Genomic DNA, 14,337 nt, shown 5'->3' with positions numbered 1-14,337 from the left:
ATAGATGAATTATCGTTTTGCAAATCGCATGTTAGGGATGCAGACATCCCCTTTAAGAGAAAATGCCAAGAAAAATATGGAAGAGTCAGAAGTGATTTCTTTTGCCTATGGTTTTCCGCCAACTGAAGCTTTTCCAATGGAGACGTTGCAAGAAATTTCCCAAAAAATTTACACTGAAGTCGATCCGCAATTGCTTTTACAATATGGCGCAACGGAAGGTTATCCAGTATTGCGTGAATTAATTAAAGAGCGATTGGCGACAATCAATCATATCGAGAACGACGAAGAGGTGATGGTGGTTTCTGGTTCGACACAAGCGATGGATGTCGCAGTGAAAGTGTTGTGTAACGAAGGAGACATTGTGTTATGTGAAGAGATGACTTTTTCAGGTGCGGTCAATGCTATTAGAGGTTACGGAGCCGTTCCACAAGCGGTGCCGATGAAAATAGAGGAAGAGTCTATTGATTTAGAAGTATTAGAAGAAATGTTACGTATGGATATTCATCACCGGATTAAAATGTTGTATTTGATTCCTACGTTTCAAAATCCTTTAGGAACATCGATTCCTTTAGAAAAACGTCAAGCAATTTATGACATTGCACAGAAATATGATGTAGTTATTTTTGAAGATGATCCATACGGTGATTTGTTATATGAAGGTGATCCGATTCCTAAAATCAAAGAAATGGATACAGATGGCAGAGTCATTTATGCCGGTTCATTTTCGAAAATTTTAGCACCTAGTACGCGGTTAGGTTTCGTTATGGCACCGGATGAATTGTTAGAAAAATTGATTTTAGCCAAACAAGTCTCAGATTCACACAGTAATTTTTATTGGCAAGTCATGCTAGCGGAATTTATGCAGCATTATAATTTTGAAGCGCATGTTGATTTCTTAAAAGCGTTGTATAAAGAAAATTTAACGGCGATGATGGATGGCTTAGATCGTTTACCATCAGAAAAAATTAGTTATATCAAACCAACAGGCGGTTATTTTATCTGTTGCAAGTTAACCGATACGATTGATATGAAAAAATTCTATCAGTATTTAGAAGAAGACAAAGTGGTTGTCATTCCTGGAAATATTATGAGTGTGAAGGGCGCAGGGTATGACCACTATATCCGTTTAAACTTTACAAAACCAACTGTCGAAGAAATTATTACAGGAATTGAACGACTAGGAAAAGCGGTTGATAAAGCTGATATGAAGGAAATTTATCGCGCGAGTTGAGGAGGATGACGATGAAGTTAATTTTTTACAATGTAAGTGAAGAGGAACGACCATTTATTCAAAAATGGTCGTTCGTTAATCAAATTCCTGTTCAAATGGTTGCAGAAGGAATCTCTAGTGAAAATATTGCACTTGTCAAAGGATGCGATGGTATTTGTCTGTATCCCAGTGTGGAAATGCGACAAAATGAAACGATTTATAAACGTTTGAGTGATTATGGCATTCGACAATTGTCCATTAAATCAACAGGGGTTGATGGTGTCAATTTTGACTGGGCAACGAAATATAAGCTAACAGTCACCAATGTTCCGGGATATAGCCCTACTTCGGTTGGTCATTTTGCGATTATGTCAATTATGTTGCTATTGCGTAATGTGCCGACACTGACGCACGAAAGTACCCAACGAAAAACAGCTATTGGTCGTGAATTACAAGATGTGACCGTTGGGGTTTTAGGAACGGGTCGGATTGGCTGTGTCGTTGCAGAGGGCATTCACGCTTTAGGTGGTCATGTGCTTGCTTCCAGCTCACGTCAAAATCCTCAATTAAATGGTATTGCTCGATATGTTTCTTTTGAAGAATTGGTCAAACAATCGGATGTTTTATCGATTCATATTCCGTTAAACGATCGCTCGTTGTACCAATTTTCAGAAGAGGTGTTTGCAATGATGAAACCAAATGCCTGTTTAGTGAATACGGCACGTGGCAAAATCATTGATACAAATGCTATGGTTGCTTGGTTAGCCTCAGGGAAAGCAGGCGGTGTGGCACTAGATGCAATTGAAAATGAAGAAAAATATTTCAATGATGATTGGAAGAAGAACCCCTTTTATACGCAATTAAGTCAATTTCCAAATGTGTTCTTAACACCACACATTGCTTTTCATACCGAATTGGCTGTAAAAGAAATTACGGAAACAGCATTGAATAATGCCAAAGAAATTTTACAGAAAGGAGAGTCAATGAACAAAATATCCGTTTAAATTTAGAAAGAAGGGATCGCAATGGTTCAAGCGCAAATTCAAGGATTGAAAAAACAATTTGGTAAAAATGAAATTTTAAAAGGAGTCGATATGACAGTCCATCATGGCGAAGTAATTTGTATTATCGGTCCTAGTGGTTCTGGCAAAACAACCTTCTTACGCTGTTTAAATTTATTGGAACGACCAGATGCAGGACGTTATGTTCTAGGTTCTGAAAGTTATTTGCTGCATCGTATCGGCAGTAAGCAACGACGAGAGATTGCGTTAAAGACAGCGATGGTTTTTCAATCGTATGAGCTATTCCAACATATGACGGTTTTGCAAAATGTGATGGAAGGATTGGTGACACCTCGCCAGTTTTCTAAAAAAGACGCCAAACAAATCGCCTTAACAATGCTTGAAAAAGTGGGGTTATCAGATAAAGCAAGTATGTATCCTGTTCAATTATCTGGTGGGCAACAACAACGGGTCGGAATTGCTCGTGCGATGGCATTAAGTCCTGAACTTTTGCTATTTGATGAACCAACTTCGGCACTTGATCCAGAATTAGTGGGTGATGTTTTAAAAGTCATGCGTCAATTAGCTGACACGGGACAGACAATGATTATTGTGACCCATGAAATGCAATTTGCATATGAAGTTGCGGATAAGGTCATCTTTATGGCTGATGGTGTCGTCGTTGAAGCAGGAACTCCTGAAGAAGTGTTTCGACAATCAAAAGAAGATCGAACAAAGAAATTTTTATCGCAAATTAATTTCAAAACGGCATAGAGGAGTTTAGCGATGGAATATTCTCAAGAAACAGCTCGACTGTGGACCAAAGATTTTATTTTATTAATGGTCATTACCATGTTGGCGATGACCGCCATTACCACTCAAATGGGGACACTACCGTTATTTGTATCTGAATTAGGAGGAACAAGCGCTGTGTCAGGAGGAGTCGTTGGAATTTTAGGAATTTCTGCCTTGTTTGTCCGTTTTCCAATTGGCTTTCTCCTTGATAAATATGGTCGGCGCTTGTTACTTATCACAGGTTTATTGATCCTACTGATTGATTTTACACTGTTGAATTTTTTGCAAACACTCCTTTCATTATTTTTGTTGCGTTTAGTACAAGGTGTTGGCAATAGTATTCAAGCGACAGCTTCGGCAACCATGACTGCTGATTTAATTCCCAAAGACAAATTATCACGAGGACTTGGCTATTTTAGTATTGCCCAATCCGTTCCCAGTGCGATTGGGCCGTTAATCGGATTGACAGTAGTTGAAAATTACGGATTTGATGCACTTTTTCGCATTGCCTTAGTTTTGACTGCTCTGGCATTCTTTTTAAGTCTCTTTGTCAGTGAAAGTTTAGTTGTGACTTCTAAGAAAACCAACGATTTAGATGTAGGGTTGTTAAAGAAGCCTGAAGTTGTCATTCCTAGTATCATTATGTTTTTGATTTTTTTGGCACAATCTGGAGTAGTTGCGTTTATTGCGCAATTCGCTATCGAACGTCATATTTCTGGTGCGGGCTATTACTTTACAGTAATGTCTATTGTGACGGTCTTAGTACGACTTTGCTTTCCAGTATTACTAGAAAAAATCAATCAACAGTTTTTAATTATTAGTAGTATTTTATTTGTAACGGTAGCATTTGGTTTGGTGGCATTTTCAACGGGTTTGATCACCTTGTTGTTATCAGCCATATTATATGGGATTGGTTACGCCAATTTGATGCCAATAATGAATACGATTGTGTTGCAAAGCGTTTCTGAGCAGCAACGTGGAAAAGCAACCGCAATCTTTTTATTATCTTTAGATGTAGCCTATGGTGGCGGTGCGATGGTTTGGGGCGTTGTAGCAACTTTTGTTGGTTTCTCGACGATGTATCTGATTTGTACAATGTGTAGCGTTTTTGCCGGAATGGTCTATTTAATTTGGCGAAATCGAATCTAGTATGTTATAAAATATAACATGGAAAATAAAAATCAGTTGCATTGCACTCTTTCCTTCGTTAAAATAAAGTAACGAAAGAAATTGGAGGAGAGCAACATGGATATGCTAGATGTCAAAATTTTAAATATTTTACAAAAAAATGCGCGTGTCACTGTTAAACAAATTGCCGAAGAGTGTTTTATTTCTTCTCCATCTGTTTCAACAAGGCTTCAAAATCTTGAACATCAAGGGATTATTAAGTCTTATCAAACAATTGTTGATTATCAAAAATTAAACTTTTCAATTAAAGCATATATTCAATGTGCAGTGAATGCAAAAATCAAACATGATTTTTATCGCTATATTGAGAAGATCCCCAATGTCGTTGAATGTGACTGCATTACAGGTGACTTTTCGATGCTTTTAAAAGTATTTTTTCAAAATACCATCGCCTTGGATGAATTTATTAACGAATTACAAACATTTGGTGATACAAAAACTCACATCGTCTTTTCGACTAGCGTGGGTCCTAGAGGCGTGAGTTTTGATACGACCGAATAACTACTTACCGATTTTTCGGTAGGTAGTTTTTTTGTTTTGGAAATCAATCATTTTAACCTTAGAAATAAAAAAATCTACGCATCTGGCGTGGAAACTTTAAGGGGGATTGACCATAATTTTATGTGAGAATCCTTTTTTGCTATAGTCGGTGCTGCTTCATATAGCCATAAAAATTAATCACTATAGAGAGTAATAATAGGCCCATCATTATTTTAAAATTAATACCATTCGAAAAGAATTCACTTCCTAAACCATAGATAACCCAACAAGAAGAAATAACAGAAATGACTATTGAGAATACCGCACCTTCTTTAATACTATTCATAAATAAAATAGTGCTTAAAGAAAAAACGACAATATAGGCAAAAAACATCATAAGTATAGCTATATAACCAATTAGTCCATCATTAAAAACAAGAAATAGATAAATGATCATTGATAGAATACTCGCTACAAGTATTTGGAAAAAATTTGAACGGTGTGAAAAGATTAATTTATTCATTATGAAACCTCCTTTAGTGATTTAGCTTAAAACAATTATAACAAAAAATGAAAAATAGTATTTCTTAATCTAAATTTTTTATTCTTAAGTATTTCAAAAGATTTAAGAAGTTTTGAATAGATCATTTCTTTATGTTGCTATTTTCACTAACGTCTCTAATAATTATCAGAATCATTATAAATCAGTATTTTGATGTTATAATGGTATTCAAAATTTGCTTATTACTAGTAATAGCTAGATAAGTTTGGATACGCATTGTCTTTTATCTTTAAAATCAAACCAAAGAATAAGATTCTACTCAAGTCTAATGTAAAGTTGATGTAGCTGTTCCAGACGATAGCCCAAAATATTTCAGCATAGTGACATCCTTTTTTTGATACGACCGAATAACTACTTACCGATTTTTCGGTAGGTAGTTTTTTTTGTTTTGGAAATCAATCATTTTAACCTTAGAAATAAAACGTGTTATGATAGTAGGGCAAATTATAACCAAAGGAGAAAAAGATGGAATGAGCTATGCATTAGAAATAAAAGAATTAAAAAAAGTCTACGCATCTGGCGTGGAAGCTTTACGGGGGATTAACTTAACGGTTGAAGAAGGTGATTTTTATGCGCTTCTAGGTCCAAATGGGGCAGGAAAATCGACAACGATTGGAATTATGACTTCTCTTGTCAATAAAACATCAGGACAAGTGAAAATCTTTGATTATGATTTAGATACAGAATTAGTTCGTGCAAAGCAACAAATTGGACTTGTTCCCCAAGAATTTAACTTCAATCCATTTGAAACAGTTCAACAAATTGTGGTGAATCAAGCAGGATACTATGGTGTTCCACGTAAAGAAGCATTTAAACGAAGTGAAAAATATTTAAAGCAATCTGATTTATGGGAAAAACGCGATGAACGTGCGGGTATGTTATCAGGCGGAATGAAACGTCGTTTGATGATTGCACGTGCGATGATGCATGAGCCTAAACTGTTGATTTTAGATGAACCAACAGCAGGAGTTGATATTGAATTGCGCCGTGAAATGTGGCATTTCTTAAGGGAATTAAATGAAAAAGGTACCACGATTATTTTAACGACGCATTATTTGGAAGAGGCCGAAATGTTATGTCGCAATATCGGTATCATTCAATCAGGACGCTTGATTGAAAATACGAGCATGAAAGCATTGTTATCAAAATTACAGTTTGAGACGTTTTTATTTGATTTGGCACCTTTTGAAAAAGCACCAGAAATTGTTGGTTATCACAGTTCTTTTGAAGACGAGACAACCCTTGCCGTAGAAGTGGAACGTAATCAAGGAATCAACGAACTGTTTGAACAATTAACCAATCAAGGAATTAAAGTACTTTCAATGCGTAACAAGTCGAATCGTTTAGAAGAGTTGTTCCTAAAAATTACAGAAGAAAACCATCAAGTGGGGGAGAAACATGTTTAATCTTTATTTTACAGCTTTAAAAAGTCTTGCGGTGAAAGAGACACACCGTTATATGCGTATTTGGATCCAAACGTTAGTTCCACCAGTTATTACGACATCACTTTATTTTGTGATTTTTGGTAATTTAATCGGTGGTCGTATTGGAGAGATGGCAGGATTTTCGTATATGGAATTCATTGTCCCGGGCTTGATTATGATGTCAGTCATTACCAGTTCATATTCCAATGTTGCCTCTTCATTCTTCTCACAAAAATTTCAAAAAAACATTGAAGAATTGCTCGTAGCGCCCGTACCAACACACGTCATTATCTGGGGATTTGTGATTGGTGGATTAGGTAGAAGTATTTTAGTCGGTGCTTTAGTGACATTAATCTCTTTATTTTTTGTCCCATTACATGTGTATTCATGGGGAATTGTTGTGGTCACACTTTTGATGACGGGCACGCTGTTCTCACTGGCTGGTTTATTAAACGGAATTTTTGCCAAATCATTTGATGATGTATCCATTGTGCCAACCTTTGTCTTGCAACCATTGACCTATCTGGGTGGCGTTTTCTATGCCATTTCAATGTTGCCACCTATTTGGCAGACTGTTTCAAAAGTCAACCCAATTGTCTATATGATCTCAGGTTTCCGTTATGGCTTTTTAGGGACAATTGATGTTCCACTGGCTTTGTCGATGACTATTTTAGTGTTATTCATTATCGTGATTTACATTGCTTGTTGGTATTTAATTGAACGTGGACGTGGATTAAGAAGTTAATAATGAAAAGCAGGCAGACATCATACGTTTGCCTGTTTTTTTGTAAAAAGTTTTTACAAAAGAGGGCGCTGATAATCCTTTATTTTGGAAAGCTTTTCCAAGATACAAAATGTTGCTCTTTTTTGAGAAAAGACATGCTAAGATAGACTCAAACAAGGAGGTCGATAGAAATGAAAGTTGTTGTGATTGGTGGAGGCGGACATATTGGTTCGTTCTTAATTCCTAAATTAGTGAAAGCGCAACATGACGTTGTAGTAATTACTCGTGGCAAGAGTCAGCCATATTATCAAGACTGGACTTGGCAGAAAGTAGAACATGTTATTCTGGATAGACAAAAAGATCCGCAATTTAATGAAAAAATTGCCGCTCTTGCTGCGGATGTCGTGATTGATTTAATCTGTTTTACATTGGATGAAGTCAAAGGTCTGGTGCAAGCATTGAAAAAAACGCAACTCTCGCATTACCTGTATTGTTCCTCTATTTGGGCCCATGGTAGAGCGGAATCTTTACCTGCTGATCCAAATGGTCGGAAATTTCCATTAGATGAATATGGAAGTCAAAAATATGCAAGCGAAAAATATTTAAAACAAGAGTATCGCACGAATCAATTTCCTGCCACGGTCATTATGCCAGGACAGATTTCAGGTCCTGGTTGGTCAATGATTAATCCTCTAGGAAATTTGGATGATCAAGTATTTCAAGATATTGCAGCGGGCAAAGAAATTTATTTGCCAAATTTTGGAATGGAGACATTGCATCATTTGTACACATAGTCCTTCATTATAAGTAGTAGAATAATCTTGATTTTTATGCTTTGTGGCATAATTGATTGCCCCATCAGGTGTAGGTATTCTTTTTTAGTCAAATTTTTTCATTTAAAACAGCTCAATTTTTAATTGATATAGTTGTTTTCGGTATAATATGCTGTCTTGCTGCTGCTTGCAAAATAGTTTACTATGAAAAGAAGGTTAGGTGAAAAAGGAGTGGAAGGGTTATTTATACATTAGCAGATAAAAAGAGAATTCATCGGTGAACATTGTTAGTTGTCATACTCTCACAAACATTAGGAGGATTAGGGTTAGCGGCAGGTATCACTGTTGGTGCTTTAATTGCGCAAGAAATATTAGGCACGGATAACTTAGCAGGTATTCCGTCCGCTATTTTTACGTTAGGATCGTCATTTGCAGCATTTATGTTTGGACGCTTGACTCAAAAGAATGGGCGACGACTAGGATTGGCAACGGGATTTCTTCTAGGCGGAATGGGTGCATTAGGGGTTATTTTTGCGACTGCAGTAGAGAACATTTATTTTCTCTTTTTGTCGTTGTTTATTTATGGTTTTGGTACTGCAACGAATTTGCAAGCACGCTATGCTAGTTCGGATTTAGCAGAACCACAAGATCGTTCAAAAGCGATTAGTATTGCAATGGTGGCGACCACTTTTGGTGCAGTTGTCGGGCCGAATTTGAGTGCGACGATGTCAAATCTTGCTATCACATGGCATTTGCCACCTTTAACAGGGGCATTTATTTTGTCCGCATGCGCATATTTAGCTTCGGGGATTCTGTGGTTTGTTTTTTTACGACCAGATCCATATCAGGTAGCAAAAGTGCTTCAGCAAGAGAAGAACATGAGTGAAAAGATTGTTCCTATTTTGGATAAACGTGCGCTCTTTATTGGCGCATTAATTATGATTGTCACCCTAATGCTCATGGTTCTGTCTCTTTTATTGACAACGTATCTTCTTATTACTTTTATGAAAAAAGATATTCGATAAAAAGAAACGCAACAGGAGATTAAACTGTTGCGTTTTGTATTTTTTGAAGAAAATGATTCGTATCTAGGACGGTGGCAAATTCTTCATGAAGGGTTGCTAGCGAGTAGTGATGAATGGTTTGGGCATCAATGAAATTACCGTGATGGTCATTCATACCAAATGCGGCTGTAGCATCGGCAATTAAGTACGTGCGATAACCTAAATTTCCACTCATTCTTGTTGTGGTTGATACACAATGTGGTGTGGTTAAGCCAACAATTGCTAAAGTATTAATTTTTTGCTCGTTTAAATAGTCATTCAAATCAGTGCCGATAAATGCACTATTGACTTGTTTATGAATGATTTTCTCGCCTGTTTGTGGAGCAACAATTTCTTTGATAGCAAATCCTGTGCCTTGCTCATAGAAAACGGAATCTGGTGATTGTGAGACATGTTGAACGTGGATAATTGTCCAATGGTTCTTTCGACACTCCGTTAAAATCTGTTGCATCTTTTCTTCTGCAGTGGGGTTGTTGCGAGGGCCCCATTTTGGATCGTTGAATGCTTGTTGAACATCGATGAGTAATAATGCCTTGTCTATCATAAAATGCCTCCGTTTCGTGTAAGTTTCTTTCTATTATAGAAGATTTTTTGTTTTATTCCTATCTTATCTTTAATTTAAGGTTTCTTTTATAATTTGTTATAAAAAAGAACACATTTAAGTTGTAAGATACAGAAGATTAGGAGGAATCTATATGAAAATAACGAAAATGAAATCTTATGTTGCATGGCGTTTTATCTTAGGTTTCTTGGCTTTGTTTTGGGGAACCATTATTTACGCATTGGTTTGATTTTCTTAGCCAATCATTTGAAGATAAGGCTTATTCTGTAGAAACAGCACTGCTAGGTATTCCAAAAGAGACGATTCATATTGATTACAATATAAGTAAAAAACTATCCGAACAATATAAAATGAGAAACGCTAATTCAAGTGAATTTGCGATTAGAACCCACAGAAGGGATTTCTCTCTATCGTTCGGATAGTTTATTTTTACAGATTACAGCCTCGTTTTAATTGATAAAGGCATCTTCTGCGCCTTCTTGTTGGATTTCAATGACTAATTTGTGGGGGAGACAGATACTTGTTTCGCCATTTTTAGCAATCCAACTTGTTTTAACTGCAATTTGATCTGGACTATTATCTTCACGAACGCGAATACGTCCTTCTTTTACTTGAATAATATTGTACTGATCTTTTGCAGGATAGTATGTTTTTTCAAAATCTTGTGTTTCGTCTAAATTAAAGCGATCGACTTCTTGCCCATTAATTCGAATAATCGCATAACGGGCAGAAGGTGTATCAGATTCGGGTTGCTGTTGGGCAGCGAAAATAACTAAGGGAGCGAACGAAAAGAGAATCAACAAAAGGATAATTGGGAGATCGAATGGCTTGATTCTCATTTGTTTCAAGCGTTTTTTCATCGCTTACCAACTAGCTTTTTTGACACCCGGGATTTGACCAAGATGTGCATATTTACGGAAATTAATTCTTGATAAACCAAATTTACGCATATAAGCATGTGGTCGTCCATCAATCACATCACGATTTTTTAAGCGATTTGGGTGTGAATCTTTCGGTAATTTTGCTAATGCTTCATAATCGCCTTTTGCTTTTAACTCTTGGCGTAAGGCAGCATATTGTTCGACTAATGCACGTTGTTTATTGTATTTTGCAATTTTTGATTTTTTTGCCATTTAAAAGGACTCCTTTATTTTTTATTGTTGCGTTTGTATTGGTGAATGATTTTCAATGCCCGTTTGCGTGTCTTAATATTAGGACTTTTTAGACGACGGTAAGCACTCGATAAATCTTGCTTTTCCATGTAAATCTTCCTTGTATATTATATTTAAGGTTTTAATCTTCCGATTTTTAGAGGAGAACCTTAGGAACCTTTTGTTATTTTTTATTTGGTATTTACTCAATTATTTGAGAAAATATACTTAATGGATTGAGAGGTAGATTGTTTCTTCCTTGAGTTTTCAAACTCGTAATCGAAAGACTAATCCCTCTCTCTGTTAAGCTGTTTACGAATGAGTTAGATGTTGAAGGCAAATGCCTTACTCCGTATCTAGAACAAGGTAGTGACGCTTTTCAGTTGAGTGGTAATCAATCCAAATTTTGTAAAGAAGGTGTGCTTATGTTTTATCTAGGTATTGATATTGGCAAACGAACACACGTCGCTTCCATCATGAATGACGAAGGAAAAGTCCTACTTAAAGGTTTCTCTTTTGTGAATTCTTTGGACGGTACTCACGCTCTTTTAGAACGACTTACTTCTTTCTCTGATTCCACAGAGGACTTTCTTGTTGGTATGGAAGCCACCGGTCACTATTGGTTAGCCCTTTTCTCATTTCTTGATGAACAACAGTTTCTTGTTCACGTCATCAATCCCATTCAAACAGATGGCTGGAGAAAAGGAACTGAAATTCGTAAACGAAAAAATGATAGTATCGACTCAGTATTAATTGCTGACTTAATTCGCTACGGTTCATTCAACGAAACAGCTTTAGCGGACGAAACCATGTTCTCCTTACGTCAATTGACTCGTTATCGTTCATATCTTGTTGGCACAGCTGGCGACTTTAAACGAAAAGTCATTGCCATACTAGACCAAATCTTTCCTGAGTACGAAAAGGTGTTTTCAAAAGTTGGCATTTTTGGCAAAGCCTCCAAAGCCGTCCTATCTGAGTTTTCGTCTCCTGATGAATTCAATCAAGTTTCTGCCGAAACATTAGCTGAAACACTCCGTGTAGCGAGTCGAAGTCGTGTTGGACAAAGCAAGGCAGAGGCACTGAAAACAGCCGCCGCTCATTCTTTTGGTGTTCGTTTTGCTCAAGATGCCTTTGTTTTTCAATTACGTTCTATGATTGATCAACTCAGCTTTTTAGAAGAACAAATTAAACGAACAGAAGAAGAAATTGCACAATTAATGGCTTCTCTTCATTCGGTCATAGAAACCGTTCCTGGTATTGGAACTGTCCTTGGTGCGACGATTTTAGGTGAAATTGGTGATATTCAGAAATTTTCTACGCCTAAAAAATTAGTAGCCTACGCAGGAATCGATGCGTCTGTCTCAAAATCTGGTGAATATGAAGCCACTCACAACGTGATGAGTAAACGTGGCTCTCCCTACTTAAGAAAAGCACTGTTTCAAGCGGCACTCATTGCGTCCAGATGTGATCCAGTTTTCAAAGCCTTTTATGATAAGAAACGAGCAGAAGGAAAACACCATCTTACAGCGATTGGCGCTGTTTCAAGAAAGCTATGCTATATTATTCATGCCATTCTAACAAAGAATGAACCGTATGAAATTCGTCAGTAGTGAAAAAAATAATCTTTCTGAGGTTTATTTGTGATGCACTTATTCGTTATTTTTCAATCAGAAGATTTTATTTATTTTCACTTGACTTTATATAGTTAGTCTTTCTAAACGATTAGTGTGCTAACATTTCTTGAGCAATTTCAGTTGCAGATAAATCAGTCCGGTAATACGTTGGCCAATTATCTACTTCTTCTAACAAAGCTTCTTGACTATCATTTCCAAAATAAATGTGGAAGTGAGCGGCTTTTGTTGGTGAAATTGAATGATCGCTAAATTGAACATATTTAAATGCTTTCGTATCTGGATCTGTTGCTTCAAATAAGAAACGAACGCCACGGTTTCCAGCTTTATAATTTAAAATCTCTTTTCCAGCATAGCGATACGTTGCTTTTTCAGACGAATTATCGTCGAAAATAAATTCCATGGTGTCATCGGTAATAGTTATTTCTTTGACATCTGTTTGGTAACCAACTGTATAATATTCTTTGTATTCTTCTTTTGTTTGACTTGGGTCCAGTTTTGCTTTGTAATCAAAGACTTGATCTAATGAACCATCTTCAAGTAATGGATAAACAGATTGCCATTCACCACTCCAATCAGATAATGGGCGATCTTTGACATCATTATCCTCAAAATAGCCATTATAAACAGTTTTTTCTTTTTCTGCTTTAGCTGTTTCTTCTTTTGGATTTTCTGTATCGGTTGTTTTACGTAAGGCTACTAAATTTTGTTCCATTACTGAAACATAGTCTTCACCGTTATCGATGGCTTCTTTGGTTAAACCTTCAAGTGGATTTAGAACTTCTAGGTCTACTTTAGCTTCATCAGCTAGCGTACGAGCGATAGCATCATTCGCATTTTCTTCAAAGTAAATATATTTTACGCCATGTTCGTCAACAAATTCTTTTAGTTCTGCTAAACGAGCAGGGGAAGGTTCTTCATCTGGAGAAAGACCAGCAATCGAGACTTGTGTCAAACCATAATCTAAAGCCAAGTAACCAAAAGCTGCATGTTGTGTGACAAAGCTTTTTTGTTTTGCTTGTTCAAATGCTTCTTGATAGCTTTCATCAAGGGTAGATAATTTTGTTAAATATTTTTCAGCATTTGTAGTGAACGCTTCTTTTTTATCTGGATATGCAGCAATCAATTGGTCACGGATACTTTCAACTTCTTGAATGGCACGATAAGGAGATATCCAAACATGAGGGTCTAGTTCATGACTATGTCTTTCTTCGCCATGTCCATGATCGTGGTCATGATCATCTTCAGAACCAGGTAACAATAACATGCCTTCAGTTGCTTTAATGACGTTGACGTCACCATCTTTTAACGATTCTTCAAGAGAAGGAACCCACATTTCCATATTCTCATTGTTATAAACAAAGGCATCAGCTTGTTGAATATTAGCGATATCTTTGGCAGACGGTTCATAATCATGTGCTTCTGTTCCAGCCGGTATCAATAATTCGACGTTGGCTTCATCTCCAACAATATTTTTTGTGAAATCATACATCGGATAGAAGGTAGTAACAATTTCTAATGATTCCTCTTTTGATGATGTACTATCCGTTTTATCCGTTGTGTTGCTTGCACAAGCCCCTAATAAGAGTGTGCTGACTAACAACATACCTAATTTTCCTTTTTTCACGTTCTTCACTCACTTTCTACCTTAATAAGAATCTCTCTTATTATTTTTTGTAAATCGTAATTGTTACGATTTAAGGCAGTGCCTAATTTATCATAAGAGTAAAATGAAAGTCAAGCCTTTTCTTCATTTATTTTTTAAAATGGCT

General features: G+C 36.5%; 16 protein-coding genes. 10 read left to right on the top strand and 6 right to left on the bottom strand.

Annotation, left to right across the window (positions count from 1 at the left end; genetic code table 11):
* The first annotated feature begins 4 nt into the window (after window positions 1-4).
* The 5 genes from PYW32_RS08625 to PYW32_RS08605 all read left to right on the top strand — a co-directional run bounded on the left by PYW32_RS08625 (window position 5) and on the right by PYW32_RS08605 (window position 4,695).
* Complete coding sequence (locus tag PYW32_RS08625; RefSeq protein WP_016174703.1) at window positions 5-1,231, top strand: aminotransferase-like domain-containing protein; 1,227 nt, start codon at window positions 5-7, stop codon at window positions 1,229-1,231.
* A gap of 11 nt (window positions 1,232-1,242) precedes the next feature.
* Complete coding sequence (locus PYW32_RS08620; protein WP_016174704.1) at window positions 1,243-2,214, top strand: NAD(P)-dependent oxidoreductase; 972 nt, start codon at window positions 1,243-1,245, stop codon at window positions 2,212-2,214.
* 21 nt (window positions 2,215-2,235) lie between these two features.
* The gene (locus PYW32_RS08615; RefSeq protein WP_016174705.1) at window positions 2,236-2,985 is read left to right on the top strand and encodes an amino acid ABC transporter ATP-binding protein; all 750 of its coding nucleotides are present in this window, start codon (window positions 2,236-2,238) and stop codon (window positions 2,983-2,985) included.
* Window positions 2,986-2,997: 12 nt separating this feature from the next.
* Window positions 2,998-4,155 carry an MFS transporter gene (locus PYW32_RS08610; protein WP_016174706.1) on the top strand — a complete coding sequence of 386 codons (1,158 nt, stop codon included), beginning with the start codon at window positions 2,998-3,000 and terminating at the stop codon, window positions 4,153-4,155.
* 96 nt (window positions 4,156-4,251) lie between these two features.
* Complete coding sequence (locus PYW32_RS08605) at window positions 4,252-4,695, top strand: Lrp/AsnC family transcriptional regulator (RefSeq protein WP_016174707.1); 444 nt, start codon at window positions 4,252-4,254, stop codon at window positions 4,693-4,695.
* 139 nt (window positions 4,696-4,834) lie between these two features.
* On the opposite strand, the gene PYW32_RS08600 is transcribed toward PYW32_RS08605, so the two are convergent.
* Window positions 4,835-5,197, bottom strand: a complete 363-nt coding sequence (locus tag PYW32_RS08600; protein WP_016174708.1) for a hypothetical protein — start codon at window positions 5,195-5,197, stop codon at window positions 4,835-4,837.
* 509 nt (window positions 5,198-5,706) lie between these two features.
* On the opposite strand from PYW32_RS08600, the gene PYW32_RS08595 reads away from it, so the two are divergent.
* The 4 genes from PYW32_RS08595 to PYW32_RS08580 all read left to right on the top strand — a co-directional run bounded on the left by PYW32_RS08595 (window position 5,707) and on the right by PYW32_RS08580 (window position 9,182).
* Window positions 5,707-6,642, top strand: coding sequence for an ABC transporter ATP-binding protein (locus tag PYW32_RS08595; protein ID WP_016174709.1), 936 nt, complete (start codon window positions 5,707-5,709; stop codon window positions 6,640-6,642).
* Entirely contained in the window at window positions 6,635-7,405 is a 771-nt protein-coding gene (locus PYW32_RS08590; protein ID WP_016174710.1) for an ABC transporter permease, read from the top strand. Before PYW32_RS08595 ends, PYW32_RS08590 begins: the two co-directional genes overlap by 8 nt.
* Before the next feature lie 170 nt (window positions 7,406-7,575).
* A complete protein-coding gene (locus tag PYW32_RS08585; protein ID WP_016174711.1) occupies window positions 7,576-8,178 on the top strand; it encodes an NAD-dependent epimerase/dehydratase family protein in 603 nt (200 codons plus the stop codon).
* Window positions 8,179-8,441: 263 nt separating this feature from the next.
* On the top strand, window positions 8,442-9,182 hold the full coding sequence (locus PYW32_RS08580; RefSeq protein WP_016174712.1) for an MFS transporter: 741 nt from the start codon (window positions 8,442-8,444) through the stop codon (window positions 9,180-9,182).
* A gap of 19 nt (window positions 9,183-9,201) precedes the next feature.
* On the opposite strand, the gene PYW32_RS08575 is transcribed toward PYW32_RS08580, so the two are convergent.
* The 4 genes from PYW32_RS08575 to PYW32_RS08560 form a co-directional block, all read right to left on the bottom strand.
* On the bottom strand, window positions 9,202-9,765 hold the full coding sequence (locus tag PYW32_RS08575; protein ID WP_016174713.1) for a cysteine hydrolase family protein: 564 nt from the start codon (window positions 9,763-9,765) through the stop codon (window positions 9,202-9,204).
* A gap of 467 nt (window positions 9,766-10,232) precedes the next feature.
* On the bottom strand, window positions 10,233-10,643 hold the full coding sequence (locus PYW32_RS08570) for a NusG domain II-containing protein (RefSeq protein ID WP_016174715.1): 411 nt from the start codon (window positions 10,641-10,643) through the stop codon (window positions 10,233-10,235).
* 3 nt (window positions 10,644-10,646) lie between these two features.
* A complete protein-coding gene (gene rpsN, locus PYW32_RS08565; protein ID WP_016174716.1) occupies window positions 10,647-10,916 on the bottom strand; it encodes a 30S ribosomal protein S14 in 270 nt (89 codons plus the stop codon).
* A gap of 14 nt (window positions 10,917-10,930) precedes the next feature.
* Window positions 10,931-11,044, bottom strand: coding sequence for a putative metal homeostasis protein (locus PYW32_RS08560; protein ID WP_016174717.1), 114 nt, complete (start codon window positions 11,042-11,044; stop codon window positions 10,931-10,933).
* A 315-nt stretch (window positions 11,045-11,359) separates the two neighbouring features.
* On the opposite strand from PYW32_RS08560, the gene PYW32_RS08555 reads away from it, so the two are divergent.
* Window positions 11,360-12,544 carry an IS110 family RNA-guided transposase gene (locus PYW32_RS08555; RefSeq protein ID WP_016174718.1) on the top strand — a complete coding sequence of 395 codons (1,185 nt, stop codon included), beginning with the start codon at window positions 11,360-11,362 and terminating at the stop codon, window positions 12,542-12,544.
* A 112-nt stretch (window positions 12,545-12,656) separates the two neighbouring features.
* Here PYW32_RS08555 and PYW32_RS08550 read toward each other — a convergent pair whose 3' ends face one another.
* Complete coding sequence (locus PYW32_RS08550; protein ID WP_245558523.1) at window positions 12,657-14,192, bottom strand: zinc ABC transporter substrate-binding protein AdcA; 1,536 nt, start codon at window positions 14,190-14,192, stop codon at window positions 12,657-12,659.
* Between the last annotated feature and the right edge of the window lie 145 nt (window positions 14,193-14,337).

Source organism: Enterococcus saccharolyticus subsp. saccharolyticus (assembly GCF_029023825.1).
In the GTDB taxonomy this organism is placed as follows: Bacteria; Bacillota; Bacilli; order Lactobacillales; family Enterococcaceae; genus Enterococcus_F; species Enterococcus_F saccharolyticus.
Note: the sequence above shows the minus strand (reverse complement) of the source record. Positions and strands in the feature narration are given on the sequence as shown.

Excerpts from the sequence above, each read along its gene's own strand:
- PYW32_RS08570 (WP_016174715.1), bottom strand. The coding sequence starts at position 10,643 with ATGAAAAAACGCTTGAAACAAATGAGAATCAAGCCATTCGATCTCCCA.
- PYW32_RS08590 (WP_016174710.1), top strand. The coding sequence starts at position 6,635 with ATGTTTAATCTTTATTTTACAGCTTTAAAAAGTCTTGCGGTGAAAGAG.
- PYW32_RS08595 (WP_016174709.1), top strand. The coding sequence starts at position 5,707 with ATGAGCTATGCATTAGAAATAAAAGAATTAAAAAAAGTCTACGCATCT.
- PYW32_RS08585 (WP_016174711.1), top strand. The coding sequence starts at position 7,576 with ATGAAAGTTGTTGTGATTGGTGGAGGCGGACATATTGGTTCGTTCTTA.
- PYW32_RS08610 (WP_016174706.1), top strand. The coding sequence starts at position 2,998 with ATGGAATATTCTCAAGAAACAGCTCGACTGTGGACCAAAGATTTTATT.
- PYW32_RS08605 (WP_016174707.1), top strand. The coding sequence starts at position 4,252 with ATGGATATGCTAGATGTCAAAATTTTAAATATTTTACAAAAAAATGCG.
- PYW32_RS08620 (WP_016174704.1), top strand. The coding sequence starts at position 1,243 with ATGAAGTTAATTTTTTACAATGTAAGTGAAGAGGAACGACCATTTATT.
- PYW32_RS08575 (WP_016174713.1), bottom strand. The coding sequence starts at position 9,765 with ATGATAGACAAGGCATTATTACTCATCGATGTTCAACAAGCATTCAAC.
- rpsN (WP_016174716.1), bottom strand. The coding sequence starts at position 10,916 with ATGGCAAAAAAATCAAAAATTGCAAAATACAATAAACAACGTGCATTA.
- PYW32_RS08615 (WP_016174705.1), top strand. The coding sequence starts at position 2,236 with ATGGTTCAAGCGCAAATTCAAGGATTGAAAAAACAATTTGGTAAAAAT.
- PYW32_RS08625 (WP_016174703.1), top strand. The coding sequence starts at position 5 with ATGAATTATCGTTTTGCAAATCGCATGTTAGGGATGCAGACATCCCCT.
- PYW32_RS08600 (WP_016174708.1), bottom strand. The coding sequence starts at position 5,197 with ATGAATAAATTAATCTTTTCACACCGTTCAAATTTTTTCCAAATACTT.
- PYW32_RS08555 (WP_016174718.1), top strand. The coding sequence starts at position 11,360 with ATGTTTTATCTAGGTATTGATATTGGCAAACGAACACACGTCGCTTCC.
- PYW32_RS08560 (WP_016174717.1), bottom strand. The coding sequence starts at position 11,044 with ATGGAAAAGCAAGATTTATCGAGTGCTTACCGTCGTCTAAAAAGTCCT.